This window comes from Streptomyces pilosus (assembly GCF_014649835.1).
Taxonomy (GTDB): domain Bacteria; phylum Actinomycetota; class Actinomycetes; order Streptomycetales; family Streptomycetaceae; genus Streptomyces; species Streptomyces pilosus.
The window spans coordinates 318117-339722 of the sequence record NZ_BMTU01000001.1 but is presented as its reverse complement, the minus strand read 5'-3'; the positions used below and the strand labels follow the sequence as shown (position 1 = coordinate 339722).

Annotated in this window: 17 protein-coding genes; 16 read left to right on the top strand and 1 reads right to left on the bottom strand. The window is 71.3% G+C overall.

Translation table 11 applies throughout. From position 1 onward, the window contains the following. Window positions 1–314 precede the first annotated feature (314 nt). The 16 genes from rsmH (at window position 315) to IE118_RS01490 (ending at window position 18079) form a co-directional block, all read left to right on the top strand. The gene (gene rsmH, locus IE118_RS01565) at window positions 315–1271 is read left to right on the top strand and encodes a 16S rRNA (cytosine(1402)-N(4))-methyltransferase RsmH (RefSeq protein WP_189555376.1); all 957 of its coding nucleotides are present in this window, start codon (window positions 315–317) and stop codon (window positions 1269–1271) included. Between the two features lie 94 nt (window positions 1272–1365). Continuing rightward, window positions 1366–1881: a cell division protein FtsL gene (ftsL, locus tag IE118_RS01560; RefSeq protein ID WP_189555375.1), complete on the top strand. Its 516-nt coding sequence runs from the start codon at window positions 1366–1368 to the stop codon at window positions 1879–1881. Window positions 1882–1886: 5 nt separating this feature from the next. Beyond that, on the top strand, window positions 1887–3848 hold the full coding sequence (locus tag IE118_RS01555) for a peptidoglycan D,D-transpeptidase FtsI family protein (RefSeq protein ID WP_308431809.1): 1962 nt from the start codon (window positions 1887–1889) through the stop codon (window positions 3846–3848). 170 nt (window positions 3849–4018) lie between these two features. After that, window positions 4019–5539 (top strand): UDP-N-acetylmuramoyl-L-alanyl-D-glutamate--2,6-diaminopimelate ligase, encoded by a 1521-nt coding sequence (locus IE118_RS01550; protein WP_189555373.1) that lies wholly within the window; start codon window positions 4019–4021, stop codon window positions 5537–5539. Between the two features lie 4 nt (window positions 5540–5543). After that, window positions 5544–6974, top strand: a complete 1431-nt coding sequence (locus tag IE118_RS01545) for a UDP-N-acetylmuramoyl-tripeptide--D-alanyl-D-alanine ligase (RefSeq protein ID WP_189555372.1) — start codon at window positions 5544–5546, stop codon at window positions 6972–6974. Beyond that, window positions 6971–8044, top strand: coding sequence for a phospho-N-acetylmuramoyl-pentapeptide-transferase (mraY, locus tag IE118_RS01540; RefSeq protein ID WP_189555371.1), 1074 nt, complete (start codon window positions 6971–6973; stop codon window positions 8042–8044). Before IE118_RS01545 ends, mraY begins: the two co-directional genes overlap by 4 nt. Further along, window positions 8026–9444, top strand: a complete 1419-nt coding sequence (gene murD / locus IE118_RS01535; RefSeq protein ID WP_189555370.1) for a UDP-N-acetylmuramoyl-L-alanine--D-glutamate ligase — start codon at window positions 8026–8028, stop codon at window positions 9442–9444. The genes mraY and murD overlap by 19 nt, the downstream gene beginning before the upstream one ends. Window positions 9445–9530: 86 nt before the next feature. Further along, the gene (ftsW, locus tag IE118_RS01530; RefSeq protein WP_189555369.1) at window positions 9531–10883 is read left to right on the top strand and encodes a putative lipid II flippase FtsW; all 1353 of its coding nucleotides are present in this window, start codon (window positions 9531–9533) and stop codon (window positions 10881–10883) included. A gap of 6 nt (window positions 10884–10889) precedes the next feature. Next, window positions 10890–11984, top strand: a complete 1095-nt coding sequence (gene murG, locus IE118_RS01525; RefSeq protein ID WP_189555368.1) for an undecaprenyldiphospho-muramoylpentapeptide beta-N-acetylglucosaminyltransferase — start codon at window positions 10890–10892, stop codon at window positions 11982–11984. Window positions 11985–12010: 26 nt separating this feature from the next. Next, window positions 12011–12805 carry a cell division protein FtsQ/DivIB gene (locus IE118_RS01520; RefSeq protein ID WP_189555367.1) on the top strand — a complete coding sequence of 265 codons (795 nt, stop codon included), beginning with the start codon at window positions 12011–12013 and terminating at the stop codon, window positions 12803–12805. Between the two features lie 279 nt (window positions 12806–13084). Next, window positions 13085–14278 carry a cell division protein FtsZ gene (gene ftsZ, locus IE118_RS01515; RefSeq protein WP_189555366.1) on the top strand — a complete coding sequence of 398 codons (1194 nt, stop codon included), beginning with the start codon at window positions 13085–13087 and terminating at the stop codon, window positions 14276–14278. Further along, on the top strand, window positions 14275–15003 hold the full coding sequence (pgeF, locus tag IE118_RS01510; protein ID WP_189555365.1) for a peptidoglycan editing factor PgeF: 729 nt from the start codon (window positions 14275–14277) through the stop codon (window positions 15001–15003). The genes ftsZ and pgeF overlap by 4 nt, the downstream gene beginning before the upstream one ends. 6 nt (window positions 15004–15009) lie before the next feature. Then, window positions 15010–15729 (top strand): YggS family pyridoxal phosphate-dependent enzyme, encoded by a 720-nt coding sequence (locus tag IE118_RS01505; RefSeq protein ID WP_189555364.1) that lies wholly within the window; start codon window positions 15010–15012, stop codon window positions 15727–15729. A 129-nt stretch (window positions 15730–15858) separates the two neighbouring features. Further along, a complete protein-coding gene (locus tag IE118_RS01500) occupies window positions 15859–16500 on the top strand; it encodes a cell division protein SepF (protein WP_189555363.1) in 642 nt (213 codons plus the stop codon). A gap of 48 nt (window positions 16501–16548) precedes the next feature. Then, window positions 16549–16839, top strand: coding sequence for a YggT family protein (locus IE118_RS01495; protein WP_004932337.1), 291 nt, complete (start codon window positions 16549–16551; stop codon window positions 16837–16839). 52 nt (window positions 16840–16891) lie between these two features. Then, window positions 16892–18079: a DivIVA domain-containing protein gene (locus IE118_RS01490; RefSeq protein WP_189555362.1), complete on the top strand. Its 1188-nt coding sequence runs from the start codon at window positions 16892–16894 to the stop codon at window positions 18077–18079. Window positions 18080–18298: 219 nt separating this feature from the next. Here IE118_RS01490 and ileS read toward each other — a convergent pair whose 3' ends face one another. Further along, on the bottom strand, window positions 18299–21451 hold the full coding sequence (ileS, locus tag IE118_RS01485) for an isoleucine--tRNA ligase (RefSeq protein WP_189555361.1): 3153 nt from the start codon (window positions 21449–21451) through the stop codon (window positions 18299–18301). Window positions 21452–21606: the final 155 nt, after the last annotated feature.

The window sequence follows — 21606 nt, the reverse complement described above, 5'->3', positions numbered from 1 at the left end:
CTTCCCAGGGGGGATGTGTCCGCTCCGTCCCCCGGCTCCGTCGCGCGGGCCGCGACGCGCAGGCCGGTTGATTGACCGGGCGGGGCCGTGGACTAAAGTGACGCCAGGCGGGAGGCGAGACTGCCCGCCGCACTGTTTTCCCGGAGACCGCGGCCACGAGCGGACGGTCTCCCCGCGTGCGCGGCGCGTACGTACGGCTCGGCCTCCTCCCGCCGCCGCTCGGCCCACGCCTCCCGGCGCCGGCCGCCCCGCACGTCAGGGGGAGGGCGGGGACCCGGCGGTGCGTGACGCCGCGCCGGATCTGAGAGGGCCCCTTGAGTCACAGTCGACACGTCCCGGTGATGCTCCAGCGGTGCCTGGACCTGTTGGCGCCCGCACTGGAGCGCCCCGGAGCGGTGGTGGTCGACTGCACCCTCGGCCTCGGCGGCCACAGCGAGGCCCTGCTCCGGCGCTTCCCCGAGGCCCGGCTCGTCGCCCTCGACCGCGACAAGGAAGCCCTGCGCCTGTCCGGAGAACGGCTGGCCCCCTTCGGTGAGCGGGCCACCCTGGTGCACGCCGTCTACGACGAGCTCCCCGACGTGCTCGACCGCCTCGGCGTCCCGCGCGTCCGGGGCGTCCTGTTCGACCTCGGCGTCTCCTCCATGCAGCTCGACGAGGCCGACCGGGGCTTCGCCTACGCCCAGGACGCCCCGCTCGACATGCGCATGGACCAGACGACCGGGATGAGCGCCGCCGAGGTCCTCAACACCTACCCGCCCGGCGAGCTCGTCCGCATCCTGCGGGCCTACGGCGAGGAGAAGCAGGCCAAGCGGATCGTGTCCGCCGTCGTGCGCGAGCGGGAGCGGGAGCCGTTCACGAACAGCGCGCGCCTGGTCGAGCTGATCCGCGACGCGCTGCCCCAGGCCGCCAAGCGCACCGGCGGCAACCCGGCCAAGCGGACCTTCCAGGCCCTGCGGATCGAGGTCAACGGCGAGCTGTCGGTGCTGGAGCGCGCGATCCCGGCGGCCGTGAAGGCCCTCGACGTCGGCGGGCGGATCGCCGTGCTGTCGTACCACTCGCTGGAGGACCGCCTCGTCAAGCAGGTCTTCGCCGCCGGTGCCGCCACCACCGCCCCGCCCGGACTCCCGGTCGTCCCCGAGCAGTACCAGCCCCGGCTCAAGCTGCTGACGCGCGGTGCCGAACTTCCCACCGAGGAGGAGATCGCCGGGAACCGCCGCGCGGCCCCCGCGCGGCTGCGCGGCGCCGAGCGGATCCGGGAGGACGTCGGCTGAGGCGCGGACGGGACGGACGGCCGGGCACGGACGGCGCGTGAGGCGGGCGACGGGCCGGGCACACGGTGGGACGAGCGAACCCAGGGGAGCGTGAGTGAGCAGGAAACCCGAACTGCGGGGACGGCCCGAGCTGAAGGGGCGGGCGGCCCGGCTCGCGCAGCTCCTGCCCACCGGACGCGCCCAGGCGGCCCGCACCCCCTTCGTCCTCCTCGTCGTCGTGCTCCTCGGCGGCGGTCTGATCGGCCTCCTCGTGCTGAACTCCGCGCTCAGCGAGGGCGCCTTCCAGCTCGACGACCTCCAGCGGGAGACCAAGAGCCTCACCGACGAGGAACAGGGCCTGCAGCGGGACATCGACGCCTACTCGGCCCCCGACGCCCTCCAGCGGCGCGCCCGCGAACTCGGCATGGTGCCCGGCGGCGACCCCGCCTTCCTGGACGCCGACGGCAAGGTCAAGGGCGTACCGAGCGCCGCCTCCGCGGTCCGCGCCCCCCTGGTCCTCGCCCCCGAGGCACTGGCCACCGCGACGGCCCCGCCGCCCACCGCCGTGCCGAGCCCGTCCGCGGCCGCCCCCACACCCTCCTCCGCATCGACCCCGACTCCCGGCAGGTGACGGAAGTGTCCGACAGGGAACCGCCCCGCCGCCGGGTGCCCGCACCCGCCCAGCCCGCCCGCCCGGGGGCCGTCCGGCGGCCCGGACCCGGCGCCCGCCCCTCCCGGGGACCCGCGGGCCCCCGGCCCGGGGCCCCCAAGGTCATCCGCCTGGGCAGCCCGCGCCCCCGGCTGCGCCTGATCGGCGTCGCCCTCACCCTGGTGCTGCTCGCCTTCGTCGTACGGCTGTTCCAGGTGCAGGCGGTCGACGCGAGCACCTACGCCGGCAAGGCCGAACAGAACCGCTACGTCGGCCAGGTGCTGGCCGCCGAACGCGGCGAGATCACCGACCGCAACGGCGTGGCCCTCGCCACCAGCGAGGACGCCTACGACATCACCGCCGACCCCACGATGTTCGCCCCGGACGAGCTGGACGTCACCGACGGCCCCGAGCAGGCCGCCGCCCTCCTCGCCCCGATCCTCGGCACCGACCAGGAGGCGCTGGTCAAGAAGCTCCGCCCGGAGAACGAGGCCCTGCGCTACGTCAAACTGGCCGGCCGCCAGACCCCGCAGGTCTGGAACCAGATCAAGGAACTCAAGGGCGCCCTCGCCAAGAAGGCGGAGCACGACGACTCCACCGTCAACGTCCTCGCCGGAGTCTTCTCCGTGCCCACCAGCAAGCGGGTGTACCCCAACAACGAGCTCGCCGCCGGGATACTGGGCTGGGTCAACGCCGAGGGAGAGGGCGGCGGCGGCATCGAGCTCCAGCTCGACAAGCGGCTGGCCGGCGAGGACGGCAAGATCCGCTACGCCCAGTCCGGCGGCCGTCTGGTGCCGACCGCGGGCGGCGCCACCGAGACCCCGGCCGTGCCCGGCAGCGACGTCGAACTGACCATCCACCGCGACATCCAGTGGGCCGCGCAGAACGCCATCAGCGAGCAGGTCGAGAAGTCCGCGGCCGACCGCGGCTACGTCATCGTCCAGGACACCCGCACCGGCGAGGTCCTCGCCATGGCCAACGCCCCCGGGTTCGACCCCAACGACCTCTCCGAGGCCGATCCCGGGGCGCTCGGCAACGCGGCCGTGCAGGACGCCTTCGAGCCCGGCTCCACGGCCAAGGTCCTCTCCATGGCCGCCGTCCTCGAGGAGAACGCCGCCACCCCCGGCACGCACGTCGTCGTGCCCAACCGGCTGCACCGCGGCGACCGGCTCTTCAAGGACGACGTCGACCACCCGACCTGGTACCTCACGCTCAACGGCGTGCTCGCCAAGTCCAGCAACATCGGCACCATCCTCGCCACCGGCCAGCTCGGCAAGAACCAGGCCGCGGCCAACAAGGTCCTCTACGACTACCTGCGCAGGTTCGGTCTCGGCAGCCACAGCGGGCTCGGCTTCCCCGGCGAGACCAGGGGCATCCTCGCCCCGCCGGACGCCTGGTCCACCTCGCAGCAGTACACGATTCCTTTCGGCCAGGGCGTGTCCGTCAACGCCATGCAGGCCGCCTCGGTCTACTCGACCATCGCCAATGGCGGCGTCCGGATCGAACCCACGCTCGTACGCGGCTCCAAGGGGCCCGACGGACGCTTCACCCCCGCTCCGAAGCCCAAGGAGACCCGGGTCGTCAGCGAGAAGACGGCGAAGACGCTCGCCCGCATGCTGGAGTCGGTCGTGGACGACGAGGAGGGAACCGGCACCAAGGCACGCATCCCGGGCTACCGGGTCGCGGGGAAGACGGGTACGGCGAACCGCGTGGATCCGGCCACCGGCAAGTACCACGGCTACACGTCGTCCTTCGCCGGATTCGCGCCCGCCGACAAGCCCAGGATCACCGTGTACTGCGTCATCCAGAACGCCACCGAGGGCAGTTACTTCGGCGGCCAGATCTGCGGACCCGTGTACAAGCAGGTCATGGAGTTCGCGCTGAAGACCCTCCAGGTACCCCCGACCGGCGCCGCGCCCACCGCCCTCCCGGTCACCTTCGAACCCTGACCCGCACCGAGCACCGAGCCACCAGGAACCACCTCGTGACAACGATCACCCCCGAGCCGGGCAACCGGCCCACCCCGCCCACCTCGCTTGGCCCCTCCGCCGCCGCGCCCGGTACGCTCACCGCCGTGCCACACGCTGATCAGTCCCCCAACGCCCAGAAGGGTCACCCCGTGACATATCCGGGGCCGCCCCGCCCGGACCGGGTCGCCGCCACACCCCTCGCGGAACTCGCCGGTCAGCTGGGCGCCGCCGCGCCGGAGCGGGCGGCCGAGGTCACGGGCATCACCCATGACTCGCGCGCCGTCCGCCCCGGCGACCTGTACGCCGCCCTCCCGGGCGCCCGCGCGCACGGCGCCGACTTCGTCACCCAGGCCGCCGGCCTCGGCGCCGTCGCCGTGCTGACCGACCCGTCCGGCGCCGAGCGCGTCGCCGCCGCGGGTCTGCCGGCCCTCGTGGTCGACGACCCGCGGGCCCGGATGGGCGAACTGGCCGCCACCATCTACGGCCACCCGGGACGCGACCTGCTCCAGCTGGGCATCACCGGCACCTCCGGCAAGACCACCACCGCCTACCTGGTCGAGGGCGGTCTGAGGACCGTCCGCAGCACCGGGCTCATCGGCACGGTGGAGATGCGCATCGGCGACGAGCGCATCAAGTCCGAGCGCACCACGCCCGAGGCCACCGACCTCCAGGCGCTGTTCGCCGTCATGCGCGAGCGCGGCACCGACGCGGTCGCCATGGAGGTGTCCAGCCACGCACTGGTCCTCGGCCGGGTCGACGGCTGCGTCTTCGACATCGCCGTCTTCACCAACCTCAGCCCGGAGCACATGGAGTTCCACTCCGGGATGGAGGACTACTTCCAGGCCAAGGCGCAGCTGTTCACGCCCGCCCGCAGTCGCCTCGGCGTGGTCAACGTGGACGACGAGTACGGCCGCCGCCTGGTCGGGGAGGCCGGCGTCCCGGTCGTCACCTACTCCGCCGAGGGCCACCCCGACGCGGACTGGCGCGCCGAGGACGTCGAGGTCGGCCCGCTGGACTCGACGTTCACCGTGGTCGGCCCGAAGGGCGAGCGGATCACCGCCCGCTCGCCGCTGCCGGGCCCCTTCAACGTGGCCAACACCCTGGCCGCGATCGTCGCCCTCGCCGCCGCCGGACTCGACCCGCAGGCCGCCGCGGACGGCGTCGCCGCCGTACCGGGCGTGCCGGGCCGGCTGGAGCGCGTGGACGCCGGACAGTCCTACCTCGCGGTGGTCGACTACGCCCACAAGACCGACGCCGTGGAGTCGGTGCTGCGCGCCCTGCGCAAGGTCACCGAGGGCCGGGTGCACGTCGTGCTCGGCTGCGGCGGCGACCGCGACGTCACCAAGCGGGAGCCGATGGGGGCCGCCGCCGCGCGGCTCGCCGACACCGCCGTACTGACCTCCGACAACCCCCGCTCCGAGGACCCCCTCGCGATTCTCGCCGCCATGCTCCGGGGCGCCGCCTCGGTGCCCGCCCACGAGCGCGGCGAGGTGCAGGTCTTCGAGGACCGGGCCGCCGCCGTCGCCGCCGCCGTCGCCCGGGCGCGGCCCGGTGACACCGTGCTGGTCGCCGGCAAGGGCCACGAGCAGGGTCAGGACATCGCCGGGGTGGTGCGTCCCTTCGACGACCGCCAGGTGCTTCGCGAAGCCATCAAGAAGACCCAGGGATGAACTTGTGATCGCCCTCTCCCTCGCCGAGATCGCAGAAGTCGTCGGCGGGCAGACGCACGACATACCGGACCCGTCCGTACAGGTCACCGGGCCGGTGGTCCGGGACTCGCGGGAGGCGGGACCGGGCAGCCTGTTCGTCGCCTTCGTCGGCGAGCGCGTGGACGGACACGACTACGCGGCCGCGGTCGTCGAGGCGGGCGCGGCCGCGGTGCTGGCCTCCCGGCCCGTCGGCGTGCCCGCGATCGTCGTCGAGGACGTCCAGGCGGCCCTCGGCGCCCTCGCCCGGCACGTCGTCGGCCGGCTCGGCGCCACCCTCGTCGCGCTCACCGGCTCGGCCGGCAAGACCAGCACCAAGGACCTCATCGCTCAGGTGCTCGGCAGCAAGGCGCCGACCGTCTTCACCCCCGGCTCCCTCAACAACGAGATCGGGCTGCCGCTGACCGCCCTCACCGCCACCGAGGAGACGAAGTTCCTCGTGCTGGAGATGGGAGCGCGCGGAATCGGCCACATCCGCTACCTCACCGGCCTGACACCGCCGAAGGTCGGCCTGGTCCTGAACGTCGGCTCCGCCCACATCGGCGAGTTCGGCGGCCGGGAGCAGATCGCCCAGGCCAAGGGCGAGTTGGTGGAGTCCCTGCCCGCGGCCGAGGACGGCGGCACCGCGATCCTCAACGCGGACGACCCCCTCGTCAAGGCCATGGCCTCCCGTACGAAGGCGAAGGTGATTCTCTTCGGGGAGTCCGGCGAAGCGGACGTTCGGGCCGAGAACGTGCGACTCACGGACAGCGGACAGCCCTCCTTCAGGCTTCACACACCCTCCGGTGCATCCGATGTGACCATGCGCCTGTACGGTGAGCATCACGTGTCGAACGCGCTCGCCGCGGCCGCCGTCGCCCACGAGTTGGGCATGTCCGCTGACGAGATCGCCCGCGCGCTCTCCGAGGCGGGCTCCCTCTCCCGCTGGCGGATGGAGGTCACCGAGCGCCCGGACGGCGTGACGGTCGTCAACGACGCCTACAACGCGAACCCCGAGTCCATGAAGGCAGCGCTGCGTGCGCTGGTCGCCATGGGCGGTGCCTCACGGGCTCAGGGGGGACGTACGTGGGCGGTGCTCGGCAAGATGGCCGAGCTCGGGGACGAGGCGCTCGCCGAGCACGACGCGGTCGGACGGCTCGCCGTCCGGCTCAACGTCAGCAAGCTCGTCGCGGTCGGGGGCAGGGAAGCCGCCTGGCTGCAACTGGGCGCATATAACGAGGGTTCGTGGGGTGAGGAGTCGGTGCACGTGTCCGACGCACAGGCGGCGGTCGACCTGTTGCGCAGCCAATTGCGCCCGGGGGATGTCGTACTCGTGAAGGCGTCCCGTTCGGTCGGGCTCGAGAGGGTGGCGCAGGCGCTGCTCGAGACCGGTGCCGAGGGTGAGGTCGCGGCCCGATGATGAATCAGATCCTGTTCGCAGGAGTCATTGGTCTCTTCCTCACCCTGATCGGCACTCCGCTGCTGATCAAGCTGCTCGCCCGCAAGGGGTACGGGCAGTACATCCGCGACGACGGCCCGCGCGAGCACGCCAGCAAGCGCGGTACGCCGACGATGGGCGGTATCGCCTTCATCCTGGCGACGCTCGCCGCCTACTTCCTGTCCAAGGTGATCACCGGCAAACCCCCGACCTTCTCCGGGCTGCTGGTGCTCGGCCTCATGGTCGGCATGGGCATGGTCGGCTTCCTGGACGACTACATCAAGATCGTCAAGCGGCGTTCGCTGGGTCTGCGGGCCAAGGCGAAGATGGCCGGCCAGCTGATCGTCGGCATCGCCTTCGCGGTGCTCTCGCTGCAGTTCGCGGACTCCCGCGGGCAGACCCCGGCCTCCACCAAGCTGTCGTTCATCACCGACTTCGGCTGGACCATCGGCCCGGTGCTGTTCGTGGTCTGGGCGCTGTTCATGATCCTCGCCATGTCCAACGGCGTGAACCTGACCGACGGTCTGGACGGTCTGGCGACCGGCGCCTCCGTCCTGGTCTTCGGCGCCTACACCTTCATCGGCGTCTGGCAGTTCCAGGAGTCCTGCGCCAACGGCGACACGCTCACCAACCCGGGTGCCTGCTACGAGGTGCGCGATCCGCTGGACCTCGCGGTCGTCGCCTCCGCCCTCATGGGTTCCTGCCTCGGCTTCCTGTGGTGGAACACCTCCCCGGCCAAGATCTTCATGGGCGACACCGGTTCGCTGGCGCTCGGCGGCGTGCTCGCGGGCCTCGCGATCTGCTCCCGCACCGAGCTGCTGCTGGCCATCCTCGGCGGCCTGTTCGTCCTCATCACCATGTCGGTGGTCATCCAGGTCGGCTCGTTCCGGCTCACCGGTAAGCGGGTCTTCCGGATGGCACCACTCCAGCATCACTTCGAACTCAAGGGCTGGTCCGAAGTCCTCGTGGTGGTCCGTTTCTGGATCATCCAGGGCATCTGTGTGATCGTCGGACTCGGCATCTTCTACGCGGGATGGGCAGCGGACAAGTGACCGACTGGCAGGGGAAGAACGTCACCGTCGCCGGCCTCGGCGTCTCCGGAGTACCGGCGGCCAGGGTGCTGCACGGGCTCGGCGCGAAGGTCACCGTCGTCAACGACGGGGACGACGCGCGCGCCCGGGAGCAGGCCGCAGGGCTGGAGGCGCTCGGCGTCACCGTGCGCCTCGGCGACGGCGACACCCTGCCCGAGGGCACCGAGCTGATCGTCACCGCTCCCGGCTGGAAGCCGGACAAGCCGCTCTTCGCGGCGGCGGACGAGGCCGGGGTGCCGGTGTGGGGCGACGTCGAACTCGCCTGGCGGCTCAGAAAGCCCGATGCGGCCCCCTGGCTCGCGGTCACCGGCACCAACGGCAAGACCACCACCGTCCAGATGCTCGCCTCCATCCTGACGGCGGCCGGCCTGCGCACCGCGGCCGTCGGCAACATCGGCGTCTCCCTCCTCGACGCGGTGCTCGGCGAGGAGCGCTACGACGTGCTCGCCGTGGAGCTGTCCAGCTACCAGCTCCACTGGGCACCCTCGCTGCGCGCCCACTCCGCGGCCGTCCTGAACCTGGCCCCGGACCACCTCGACTGGCACGGCTCCATGGAGGCGTACGCCAGGGACAAGGGCCGCGTCTACGAGGGCAACCGCGTCGCCTGCGTCTACAACGTCGCGGACAAGGCCACCGAGGACCTGGTCCGCGAGGCCGACGTCGAGGAGGGCTGCCGGGCGGTCGGCTTCACCCTCGGCACCCCGGGCCCCTCCCAACTCGGCGTCGTGGAGGGCATCCTGGTCGACCGCGCCTTCGTCGAGGACCGGCACAGGAACGCGCAGGAACTCGCCGAGGTCTCCGACGTCAGGCCCCCGGCCCCGCACAACATCGCCAACGCCCTCGCGGCCGCCGCCCTCGCGCGGGCCTACGGGGTGCCCGCGAGCGCCGTACGGGACGGCCTGCGCGCCTTCACCCCGGACGCCCACCGCATCGCGCACGTCGCGGACGTCGACGAGGTCGCCTACGTCGACGACTCCAAGGCCACCAACACCCACGCCGCGGAGGCCTCGTTGGCCGCCTACGAGTCGATCGTGTGGATCGCCGGCGGTCTCGCCAAGGGGGCCACCTTCGACGAGCTGGTCGCGGCCTCGGCGAAGCGGCTGCGGGGTGCCGTGCTGATCGGCAGGGACCGTGCCCTGATCCGGGAAGCCCTCGCGCGACACGCCCCGGAGGTACCCGTCGTCGACCTCGACCGGACCGACACTGGGGCGATGCTCCAGGCTGTCCAGGAGGCGCGACGGCTCGCACGGCCCGGCGACACGGTACTGCTGGCCCCCGCCTGCGCCTCGATGGACATGTTCGCCAACTACAACAAGCGCGGTGACGCGTTCGCACAGGCGGTGCGCGAGCTCGGCGCCTGACCCCGGCCCGCCTGGCGCCGGGCGACCTTGGGAGGGACGCGTGGGACCGTCCGAAGCCGGTTGTCCGGCGTACGGGGGAGGCCGTGATGCCCAGTAGCCGTACCGGCCGGCCGCCGGTACAGCGGGCCGCGCGCCGGCCCGTCGTGCCCGGGCCCCCGCGGGAGAACCCCCTGCGCACCCTGATCGTCCGTGCGCGCAGGGCCTGGGACCGCCCACTGACCGCCTACTACCTGATCCTGGGCGGAAGTCTGCTCATCACCGTGCTCGGCCTGGTGATGGTCTACTCGGCCTCCCAGATCACGGCGCTGCAGATGTCGCTGCCGGGTTCCTACTTCTTCCGCAAGCAGCTGCTGGCCGCCGGCATCGGCGCGGTCCTGCTGCTCGCCGCGTCCCGGATGCCGGTGAGACTGCACCGAGCGCTGGCCTACCCGATCCTCGCGGGCGCCGTCGTCCTGATGGCCCTGGTCCAGGTGCCGGGGATAGGAGTCGCGGTCAACGGCAACCAGAACTGGATCGCCCTGGGCGGCTCCTTCCAGCTCCAGCCCAGCGAGTTCGGCAAGCTCGCCCTGGTGCTGTGGGGCGCCGACCTGCTGGCCCGCAAGCAGGACAAGCGGCTGCTGACCCAGTGGAAGCACATGCTGGTGCCGCTGGTCCCGGCCGCGTTCATGCTGCTCGGGCTGATCATGCTCGGCGGCGACATGGGCACGGCCATCATCCTGACGGCGATCCTGTTCGGCCTGCTGTGGCTGGCGGGAGCGCCGACCCGGCTGTTCGTCGGCGTGCTGTCGGTCGCCGCGGTGCTCGGCGCGATCCTCATCCGCACCAGCCCCAACCGCATGGCCCGGCTGGCCTGCCTCGGCGCCACCGAGCCCCAGGCGGGCCCGGTCGACTGCTGGCAGGCCGTGCACGGCATCTACGCCCTCGCCTCCGGCGGCATCTTCGGCTCGGGACTCGGGGCGAGCGTGGAGAAATGGGGCCAACTGCCCGAAGCGCACACGGACTTCATCTTCGCCATCACCGGTGAGGAACTGGGCCTGGCGGGGACGCTGTCGGTGCTCGCCCTGTTCGCGGCTCTAGGCTATGCGGGTATCCGCGTGGCCGGACGCACGGAGGACCCCTTCGTGAGGTATGCCGCGGGAGGCGTGACCACCTGGATCACGGCCCAGGCCGTGATCAACATCGGTGCGGTGCTCGGCCTGCTGCCGATCGCCGGTGTCCCGCTCCCGCTGTTCTCCTACGGAGGGTCCGCCCTGCTGCCGACCATGTTCGCCATCGGGCTGCTGATCGCCTTCGCGCGTGAGGACCCCGCTGCGCGGATGGCGCTTGCGATGCGGCAACCCCGCTTTGGTAAAAAGCGGGTAAGGGGCTCTCAGGGGCCCCGCAGATGGAACACGATGCGACGGCGCGCCCCGGTGGCGCGTTCGTCCGGAGAGCGGTGAATTTCGGTGCATGTCGTACTCGCCGGCGGAGGAACCGCGGGCCATATCGAGCCCGCGCTCGCCCTCGCGGATGCCCTGCGCAGGCATGACCCGGCCGTGGGCATCACGGCCCTGGGCACGGAACGCGGCCTCGAGACCCGTCTCGTACCCGAGCGCGGGTACGAACTGGCGCTGATCCCCGCCGTACCGCTGCCACGCAAGCCCACCCCCGAGCTGATCACCGTCCCGGGCCGGCTGCGCGGCACCATCAAGGCGACCGAGCAGATCCTGGAGCGCACCCGGGCGGACGCGGTGGTCGGCTTCGGCGGCTACGTCGCCCTGCCCGGCTACCTCGCGGCCAAGCGGCTCGGTGTGCCGATCGTCGTCCACGAGGCCAACGCCCGTCCCGGCCTGGCCAACAAGATCGGCTCGCGCTACGCCGCCCAGGTCGCCGTCTCCACGCCGGACAGCAAGCTGCGCAACTCCCGCTACATCGGCATCCCGCTGCGCCGCTCCGTGGCCACCCTGGACCGCGCGGCGATGCGTCCGGAGGCGCGCGCCGCGTTCGGGCTCGACCCCAACCTGCCGACGCTGCTGGTCTCCGGCGGTTCGCAGGGCGCCCGCCGGCTCAACGAGGTGGTGCAGCAGGTCGCTCCGTGGCTCCAGCAGGCCGGGATCCAGATCCTGCACGCGGTCGGCCCGAAGAACGAACTGCCGCAGGTGCAGCAGATGCCGGGAATGCCGCCCTACATCCCGGTAAGTTACCTGGACCGGATGGACCTCGCGTACGCCGCCGCGGACATGATGCTCTGCCGTGCGGGCGCGATGACCGTCGCCGAACTCTCCGCCGTCGGACTCCCGGCCGCCTACGTCCCGCTGCCCATCGGCAACGGCGAACAGCGGCTCAACGCCCAGCCGGTGGTCAAGGCCGGCGGCGGACTGCTGGTCGACGACGCGGAACTGACGCCCGAGTGGGTCCAGCAGAACGTGCTGCCGGTGCTCGCCGACCCGCACCGGCTGTACGAGATGTCCCGCGCCGCCGCCGAGTTCGGCCGCCGGGACGCCGACGACCTGCTCGTCGGCATGGTGTACGAGGCGGTCGCCGCCCGTGCCCACCGCTAGAGGCGCATGACGGAAGGGCAGGGAGCGTGGCCGGATCGACCACCGCGGAGCGCGGTGAACGCAAGCGGGAGTCGTCCGGCCCGCCGCCCGTCCGGCGGTTCGGCCGGCGACGCCTTCGTCGGATCATCGCATCGGCGGTTGCCCTGGTCTTCCTCGGCAGTGGCGCGTTCTGGCTGCTGTACGGGTCGGACCTGGTACGTGTGGAGCGGGTATCGGTGTCGGGGACCGAGGTCCTGACGGCGGCCCAGGTGCGCGAGGCCGCCGACGTGCCGCTCGGGGAGCAGCTGGTCTCCGTCGACACCGGGGCGATCGAGGCCCGGATCGCGAAGGAATTGCCCCGAATCGACACGATTGACGCGGTCCGTTCCTGGCCGCACGAAATCACGCTGAAAGTGACGGAACGCACCCCGGTTCTTCTCGTCCACAAAGAAGGGAAGTTCATCGAAGTGGACGACGAAGGTGTCCGGTTCGCCACGGTTTCCAAGGCCGTCAAGGGTGTACCGGAGCTGAAATTGGAGACCCGGGGGAGCGGTTCGGCCTCGGCGAGTCTGCGCCGGTTCGGGGAGGACCGGCTGGTGCGGGCGGCGGTGCGGGTGGCCGGCACCCTTCCCGGCCCCGTGGCGCGGACGACCCGGAGCGTCAAGGTCCGTTCCTACGACGACATCTCGCTGGAGCTGGCGGACGGCCGCACGGTCGACTGGGGAAGCAGTGAGAAGGGCGCGGAGAAGGGCCGTACTCTCGGTGCGCTGATGAAAGCCGAGCCGGGTGCCCGGCACTTCGACGTCAGCGTTCCCACAGCCCCGGCGTCATCAGGGAGTTGACGGGTATCCGTGCAGGCCAGCACCCTGGTTGGGCAGCGCTACGGCTGATCACATAGGGTGAAAAGAAAAACGGGAGGTTCGGCGTGTTCGTTGAACGTGCGCCACTTGTCGACTTAGTGTCCTGTTCAGAAGACTCCAGGGAACAGACACACTGGTAACCCTAAACTTCAACGTTAGGGTTCGGGTCGGCGATACGGACCGTCCCATTCGGCATCAGTCGTCGGATCGCATCGCATCCGCGAGAAGACGACACGTAACTCGAGGCGAGAGGCCTTCGACGTGGCAGCACCGCAGAACTACCTCGCAGTCATCAAAGTCATCGGTGTCGGCGGCGGTGGTGTCAATGCCATCAACCGGATGATCGAGGTCGGTCTCAAGGGCGTCGAGTTCATCGCCATCAACACCGACGCGCAGGCGCTGTTGATGAGCGACGCCGACGTCAAGCTCGACGTCGGCCGCGAACTCACCCGCGGACTCGGCGCCGGAGCCAACCCGGCCGTCGGCCGCAAGGCCGCCGAGGACCACCGCGAGGAGATCGAGGAGGTCCTCAAGGGGGCCGACATGGTCTTCGTGACGGCCGGTGAGGGCGGCGGCACCGGCACCGGCGGCGCACCCGTGGTGGCCAACATCGCCCGCTCGCTCGGCGCCCTCACCATCGGTGTGGTCACGCGCCCGTTCACCTTCGAGGGACGGCGCCGCGCCAACCAGGCCGAGGACGGCATCGCGGAGCTCCGCGAAGAGGTCGACACCCTCATCGTGATCCCCAACGACCGGCTGCTGTCCATCTCCGACCGTCAGGTGTCGGTCCTCGACGCCTTCAAGTCGGCGGACCAGGTGCTGCTCTCCGGTGTGCAGGGCATCACCGACCTCATCACCACCCCCGGTCTGATCAACCTCGACTTCGCCGACGTCAAGTCGGTCATGTCCGAGGCCGGTTCGGCTCTCATGGGCATCGGTTCGGCCCGCGGCGACGACCGCGCGGTGGCCGCGGCCGAGATGGCCATCTCCTCGCCGCTGCTGGAAGCCTCCATCGACGGCGCCCGCGGCGTGCTGCTGTCCATCTCCGGCGGCAGCGACCTCGGCCTCTTCGAGATCAACGAGGCCGCCCAGCTGGTCAGCGAGGCGGCCCACCCCGAGGCCAACATCATCTTCGGTGCCGTGATCGACGACGCCCTCGGCGACGAGGTCCGGGTCACCGTGATCGCCGCCGGCTTCGACGGCGGCCAGCCGCCCTCCAAGCGGGACAACGTGCTCGGTTCGTCCTCGGCCAAGCGCGAGGAGCCGGCCCCGGCCCGCCAGCCGGAGAGCCGCCCGTCCTTCGGCTCGCTCGGCAGCGTCACGCCGAAGGAGGACCCGGAGCCGGTCGCGCCGGAGCCGGTGGCCGACCTCCCGCAGGTCCAGCCCCCGGTCCCGCCGTCGCGGACCTACGACAGCGCGGCCGAGGAACTGGACGTACCGGACTTCCTGAAGTGATAGGACGGCGCGAGAGCGTGAGCGGCGCGCACTTCGCCTTCACCGACCGGTGGGGCGGGGTGAGCGCCGCTCCGTATGAGGCACTCAACCTGGGCGGAGCCGTCGGCGACGACGCCGGCGCCGTGGGCGCCAACCGTGAACTGGCCGCCAAGTCGCTGGGCGTCGACCCGGCCCGCGTGGTCTGGATGAACCAGGTGCACGGGGCCGACGCCGCGGTCGTCGACGAACCGTGGGGCGACCGGCCGGTGCCGGAGACCGACGCGATCGTCACCGCGCGGCGCGGACTCGCCCTCGCGGTGCTCACCGCCGACTGCGTGCCGGTGCTGCTCGCCGACCCGGTCGCCGGGGTCGTCGCCGCGGCCCACGCGGGCCGGCCCGGCATGATCGCCGGGATCGTCCCCGCGGCCGTGCGGGCCATGACCGGACTCGGTGCCGACCCGGCGAGGATCGTCGCCCGAACCGGACCCTCCGTCTGCGGGCGGTGCTACGAGGTGCCCGAGGCGATGCGCGCCGAGGTCGCCGCAGCCGAACCGGCGGCGTACGCCACGACGAGCCGGGGCACCCCGGCGGTCGACGTGGCCGCGGGCGTGCGCGCCCAGCTCGAACGGCTCGGGGTGCGCGACCTGGAGCAGTCGCCGGTGTGCACGCTGGAGTCGGCGGATCACTTCTCGTACCGCCGCGACCGCACCACGGGGCGGCTCGCGGGTTATGTGTGGCTGGACTGATGGGACATGACGGACCGTAAGGGCGAACTCGCCACGAACCTGGCGAAAGTGGAGGAGCGGATCTCCGTCGCGTGCGCCGCCGCCGGACGCGCGCGCGAGGAGGTGACCCTCGTCGTGGTCACCAAGACGTACCCGGCCGACGACGTGCGGATGCTGGCGGAGCTCGGTGTGCGGCACGTCGCCGAGAACCGGGACCAGGACGCCGCCCCGAAGGCGGCCGCATGCGCGGACCTGCCGCTCACCTGGCACTTCGTCGGACAGCTTCAGACCAACAAGGTGCGCTCGGTGGTCGGTTATGCCGACTTCGTGCACTCCGTCGACCGTGCCCGGCTGGTGACGTCCCTCTCCAGGGAGGCGGTGCGGGCCGGGCGTGAGATCGGCTGCCTGATCCAGGTCGCCCTCGACGCCGGGGCGAGCGGGCGGGGGGAGCGCGGAGGCGTGGCGCCCGCCGGGATCGCGGAGTTGGCCGGGCTGGTGGCCGGGGCGGAAGGGCTGCGGCCGGCCGGGCTGATGACGGTCGCCCCGCTCACCGGGGAATACGCCGGACGTGAACAGGCGGCGTTCGAGCGGTTGATGGATTTGTCGACCGACCTGCGCAGGGACCATCCGGCTGCGAACATGGTCTCGGCAGGGATGAGCGCGGACCTCGAACAGGCCGTGGCCGCCGGAGCGACACATGTGCGCGTCGGCAGTGCGGTACTCGGAGTCCGCCCCGGGCTCGGGTAACGTCGCCAGGAAGTCGGACCACAGCAGAAAATATGGTCAGTTCCGCCGAACAGCGGACGTAAAGACCTTGTGGATCGCGGGCACTTGGCGGTCGTCAGCGGATCCACCACAGAGCGGAGGACTCGGAGCATGGCCGGCGCGATGCGCAAGATGGCGGTCTACCTCGGCCTCGTGGAGGACGATGGGTACGACGGCCGCGGATTCGACCCAGACGACGATTTCGAACCCGAACTCGACCCGGAGCCCGAGCGGGACCACCGGCGGCACGAGCCGCCGCACCAGTCACACGGCTCACATCAGCCCCAAAGGGACGAAGAGGTACGAGTCGTTCACCCTCCCGCGCCGCGCGAACCGGTCGCCCGTGCCGCCGCGCTGCCCGCGGAATCGCCACGCCCGGCGCGGATCGCGCCCGTGGCGTCCATCACACAAGAACGCGCAAGCCTGGAGAAGAACGCACCGGTGATCATGCCCAAGGTCGTGTCGGAACGAGAGCCTTACCGGATCACCACGCTCCACCCCCGGACGTACAACGAGGCCCGTACCATCGGGGAACACTTCCGTGAGGGCACGCCGGTGATCATGAATCTCACTGAGATGGATGACACAGATGCGAAGCGACTTGTCGACTTTGCGGCCGGTTTGGTGTTTGGTCTTCACGGCAGCATTGAGCGGGTGACGCAGAAGGTGTTCCTGTTGTCGCCTGCTAACGTCGATGTCACGGCGGAGGACAAGGCCCGCATCGCAGAGGGCGGGTTCTTCAACCAGAGCTGAGACGCAGGACCGATCGAGCAGTGCACAGGGGAGAGGGAAAAGCAGGCCATGAGCGTGTTCGCGCAGGTGATCTACATCGCGCTGATGGTGTTCCTCATCGTGCTCATCTTCCGTTTGGTCATGGACTACGTGTTCCAGTTCGCCCGCTCGTGGCAACCCGGCAAGGCGATGGTGGTCGTCCTGGAGGCCACCTACACTGTCACCGATCCACCGCTGAAGCTTCTGCGGCGGTTCATCCCGCCGCTGCGTCTCGGGGGCGTGGCGCTCGACCTGTCCTTCTTCGTACTGATGATCATCGTCTACATCCTGATCTCGATCGTGGGCAATCTCGCGAGGTGACTGTGGACGATACGGTCTTGCCGACTGCCGATGACTACGTTGAGGTGAAGAGATGCCGTTGACCCCCGAGGACGTGCGGAACAAGCAGTTCACGACCGTCCGCCTCCGAGAAGGCTATGACGAGGACGAGGTCGATGCCTTCCTCGATGAGGTCGAAGCCGAACTGACGCGCCTGCTCCGCGAGAACGAGGACCTGCGCGCCAAGCTGGCCGCGGCCACGCGTGCCGCTGCGCAGAACCAGCAGAACATGCGCAAGCCTCCCGAGCAGCAGGACCAGCAGCAACAGCAGGGTCCGCCTCCCGGCATGCCCCAGCAGGGCATGCGAGGTCCCGGCGCTCCGGTGCCCGCCGGCATATCGGGCCCGCCGCAGCAGCAGATGGGTGGCCCCATGGGTGGTCCGCCCCAGCTGCCGAGCGGTGCTCCTCAGCTGCCCGCCGGCCCCGGCGGACAGGGCGGCCCGCAGGGTCCCGGCCCCATGGGGCAGGGTCCCGGGCCGATGGGTCAGGGTCCCGGGCCGATGGGTCAGGGCGGCCCGATGGGTCAGGGCGGCCCGATGCAGGGGCAGATGGGCCACGGCGGCCCGATGGGCGGTCCTCCGATGGGCGGCCCCGGTCTTCCCGGTCAGGGCGGCCCCGGCGGCGACAGTGCCGCGCGTGTGCTGTCGCTGGCCCAGCAGACCGCCGACCAGGCGATCGCGGAGGCCCGTTCCGAGGCCAACAAGATCGTGGGCGAGGCGCGTTCGCGTGCCGAGGGCCTCGAGCGCGACGCCCGTGCCAAGGCCGACGCCCTGGAGCGGGACGCGCAGGAGAAGCACCGCGTCGCGATGGGCTCCCTGGAGTCCGCCCGCGCCACGCTGGAGCGCAAGGTCGAGGACCTGCGCGGCTTCGAGCGCGAGTACCGCACGCGGCTGAAGTCCTACCTGGAGTCGCAGCTGCGTCAGCTGGAGACCCAGGCGGACGACTCGCTCGCCCCGCCGCGCCAGCCCGCCGGTGCCGCTCCGTCGCTGCCGCCGTCCCCGGCGCCCTCGATGGCTCCGGCCGGTGCCGGTGCGCCGTCCTACGGCGCCAACCCCGGCATGGGCGGTGGCCCCGGTGGCCCGGGTCCGTCCTACGGCGGCCAGCAGCAGATGCAGCCGGCGATGACGCAGCCCATGGCGCCGGTCCGGCCGCAGGGCCCCGGTCCGATGGGTCAGGCACCCTCGCCGATGCGCGGCTTCCTGATCGACGAGGACGACAACTGACGGCCGCATGGCCATGAGTACGGCGTAGCAGTCGGCAGCGTTCAGGGCGGGGCCCCGGGTTCACCAACCCGGGGCCCCGCCCTTTCGCTACGCGTGTTCACGGAGTATGCGCCGTTTGTTCGGCCTTGGGTGCGGTGTCCTACGCACGCAATGCCGAAGGCCCGGGCCGGCCGGGATTCTTCCCGGCCGGCCCGGGCCTCTTCGGCAGGGGACGCGTCCCTACGCCTTGCGCAGGCGGAACGTCAGGGACAGGCCCTCGTCGGTGAACGGGGTGCCGTACGTGTCGTCGGCCTCCCCGCGGGCGAAGTCCGTCGCCAGCACCTCGTCGGCGATCAGACCCGCGTGCTCCGCCAGCGCGGCCTCCGTCGCCGGGTCCGCCGACGTCCAGCGCAGGGCGATCCGGTCGGCCACGTCGAGGCCGCTGTTCTTGCGGGCCTCCTGGATCAGCCGGATCGCGTCACGGGCCAGGCCTGCGCGGCGCAGTTCCTCGGTGATCTCCAGGTCGAGGGCGACCGTGGCGCCGGCGTCGGACGCCACCGACCAGCCCTCGCGCGGGGTCTCCGTGACGATGACCTCGTCGGGGGAGAGGGTGATCGTCTCACCGTCGACCTCCACCGAGGCCGTGCCCTCGCGCAGCGCCAGGGACAGCGCGGCGGCGTCCGCGTTCGCGACCGCCTTCGCGACGTCCTGGACGCGCTTGCCGAACCGCTTGCCCAGCACACGGAAGTTGGCCTTGGCCGTGGTGTCCACCAGCGAACCGCCCACCTCGGACAGCGACGCCAGCGACTCGACGTTCAGCTCCTCGGTGATCTGCGCGCGCAGTTCGGCGTCGAGGCGGTCGAAGCCGCCCGCGGCGATCAGTGCCCGCTTCAGCGGCTGGCGGGTCTTCACACCGGACTCCGCGCGGGTGGCGCGGCCCAGCTCCACGAGACGGCGCACCAGCACCATCTGCCGGGAGAGCTCCGGGTCGACCGCCGACAGGTCCGCCTCCGGCCAGGAGGACAGGTGCACCGACTCCGGCGCGTCCGGAGAGACCGGGACGACGAGGTCCTGCCAGACCCGCTCGGTGATGAACGGGGTCAGCGGGGCCATCAGCCGGGTGACCGTCTCCACGACCTCGTGCAGGGTGCGCAGCGCGGCCTTGTCGCCCTGCCAGAAGCGGCGGCGCGAGCGGCGCACGTACCAGTTGGACAGGTCGTCGACGAACGCGGACAGCAGCTTGCCGGCGCGCTGGGTGTCGTAGCCCTCCAGCGCCTGGGTGACCTGGTCGGTGAGCGCGTGCAGTTCGGACAGCAGCCAGCGGTCGAGCACGGTGCGCTCGGCGGGGGCCGGGTCGGCCGCGCTCGGCGCCCAGCCGGACGTGCGGGCGTACAGCGCCTGGAAGGCGACCGTGTTCCAGTACGTCAGCAGCGTCTTGCGGACGACCTCCTGGATGGTGCCGTGGCCCACCCTGCGGGCCGCCCAGGGGGAACCGCCGGCCGCCATGAACCAGCGGACGGCGTCCGCGCCGTGCTGGTCCATCAGCGGGATCGGCTGCAGGATGTTGCCCAGGTGCTTGGACATCTTGCGCCCGTCCTCGGCGAGGATGTGGCCGAGGCAGACGACGTTCTCGTAGGAGGACTTGCCGAAGACCAGCGTGCCGATGGCCATCAGCGTGTAGAACCAGCCGCGGGTCTGGTCGATGGCCTCGCTGATGAACTGCGCCGGGTAGCGGGACTCGAAGAGTTCCTTGTTCTTGTACGGGTAGCCCCACTGCGCGAACGGCATCGAGCCCGAGTCGTACCAGGCGTCGATGACCTCCGGCACGCGCGTGGCCGTCTTCCCGCACCCGTCCTGGGGGCAGGCGAAGGTGACCTCGTCGATGTACGGGCGGTGCGGGTCGAGGCCCGACTGGTCGGTGCCGGTCAGTTCGGTCAGCTCCGCGCGGGAACCGGCGACCGTGAGGTGGTCGTCCTCGCAGCGCCAGATCGGCAGCGGGGTGCCCCAGTAGCGGTTGCGGGAGAGCGCCCAGTCGATGTTGTTGTCCAGCCAGTCGCCGTAGCGGCCGTGCTTGACCGTGTCCGGGAACCAGTTGGTGTTCTCGTTCTCCCGCAGCAGCTCGTCCTTGACGGCCGTGGTGCGGATGTACCAGGACGGCTGCGCGTAGTAGAGCAGCGCGGTGTGGCAGCGCCAGCAGTGCGGGTAGCTGTGCTCGTACGGGACGTGCCGGAAGAGCAGGCCGCGCTCGTCGAGGTCGGCGGTGAGCTTCTCGTCGGCCTTCTTGAAGAAGACGCCGCCGACCAGGGGCACGTCCTCCTCGAAGGTGCCGTCGGGACGGACGGGGTTGACCACGGGCAGGCCGTAGGAGCGGCAGACCTTGAGGTCGTCCTCACCGAAGGCGGGGGACTGGTGGACCAGACCCGTACCGTCCTCGGTGGTGACGTACTCGGCGTTCACCACGTAGTGGGCCGGCTCCGGGAACTCCACCAGCTCGAAGGGGCGCCGGTACGTCCAGCGCTCCATCTCGGCGCCGGTGAAGGACTCGCCGGTGGCCTCCCAGCCCTCGCCGAGCGCCTTGGCGAGCAGCGGCTCGGCGACGACCAGCTTCTCCGTGCCCTCGGGGCCCTGGGTGGCGACGACGTAGGTCACCTCGGGGTGCGCGGCGACGGCGGTGTTGGACACCAGGGTCCAGGGCGTGGTCGTCCACACCAGGAGGGCCGCCTCGCCGGCCAGCGGGCCGGAGGTGAGCGGGAAGCGGACGAAGACGGAGGGGTCGACGACCGTCTCGTAGCCCTGCGCCAGCTCGTGGTCGGACAGGCCGGTGCCGCAGCGGGGGCACCAGGGGGCGACGCGGTGGTCCTGGACCAGCAGGCCCTTGCCGAAGATCTCCTTCAGCGACCACCAGACGGAATCGACGTACTCCGGGTCCATGGTCCGGTAGGCGTCGTCGAGGTCGACCCAGTAGCCCATGCGGGTGGTCAGCTCGGCGAAGGCGTCGGTGTGCCGGGTCACCGACTCGCGGCACCGGGCGTTGAACTCGGCGATGCCGTACGCCTCGATGTCCTGCTTGCCGGAGAAGCCGAGCTCCTTCTCCACCGCGAGCTCCACGGGCAGGCCGTGGCAGTCCCAGCCGGCCTTGCGGGCCACGTGGTAGCCCCGCATGGTGCGGAAGCGGGGGAAGACGTCCTTGAAGACGCGGGCCTCGATGTGGTGGGCGCCGGGCATGCCGTTGGCGGTGGGCGGACCCTCGTAGAACACCCATTCGGGGCGTCCCTCGGACTGCTCCAGGCTCTTGGCGAAGATCTTCTGCTCGCGCCAGAAGTCGAGCACCGCGTGCTCGAGGGCGGGCAGGTCGACCTGGGCGGGTACCTGGCGGTACGTCGGCGATGTCATCAGCGGGCTTCCTCCGGCGGACTTGCTGCCTTCCGTCCGGAGGGACGAGAGCTGTCGTGATCCTCTGCGCCGCTGTCGGCGCGCTCCCGCGGTACCACCCTCCTTGGCCCCCCGGTGCGCCGTGCGCTCCGGTGAGCCCCCTCATTGGGGTCGCG

Coding starts and splice junctions, on each gene's coding strand:
- mraY (WP_189555371.1), top strand. CDS start 6,971: ATGATGAATCAGATCCTGTTCGCAGGAGTCATTGGTCTCTTCCTCACC.
- murD (WP_189555370.1), top strand. CDS start 8,026: ATGGGCAGCGGACAAGTGACCGACTGGCAGGGGAAGAACGTCACCGTC.
- ftsW (WP_189555369.1), top strand. CDS start 9,531: ATGCCCAGTAGCCGTACCGGCCGGCCGCCGGTACAGCGGGCCGCGCGC.
- IE118_RS01505 (WP_189555364.1), top strand. CDS start 15,010: ATGACGGACCGTAAGGGCGAACTCGCCACGAACCTGGCGAAAGTGGAG.
- IE118_RS01500 (WP_189555363.1), top strand. CDS start 15,859: ATGGCCGGCGCGATGCGCAAGATGGCGGTCTACCTCGGCCTCGTGGAG.
- IE118_RS01495 (WP_004932337.1), top strand. CDS start 16,549: ATGAGCGTGTTCGCGCAGGTGATCTACATCGCGCTGATGGTGTTCCTC.
- IE118_RS01490 (WP_189555362.1), top strand. CDS start 16,892: ATGCCGTTGACCCCCGAGGACGTGCGGAACAAGCAGTTCACGACCGTC.
- ileS (WP_189555361.1), bottom strand. CDS start 21,451: ATGACATCGCCGACGTACCGCCAGGTACCCGCCCAGGTCGACCTGCCC.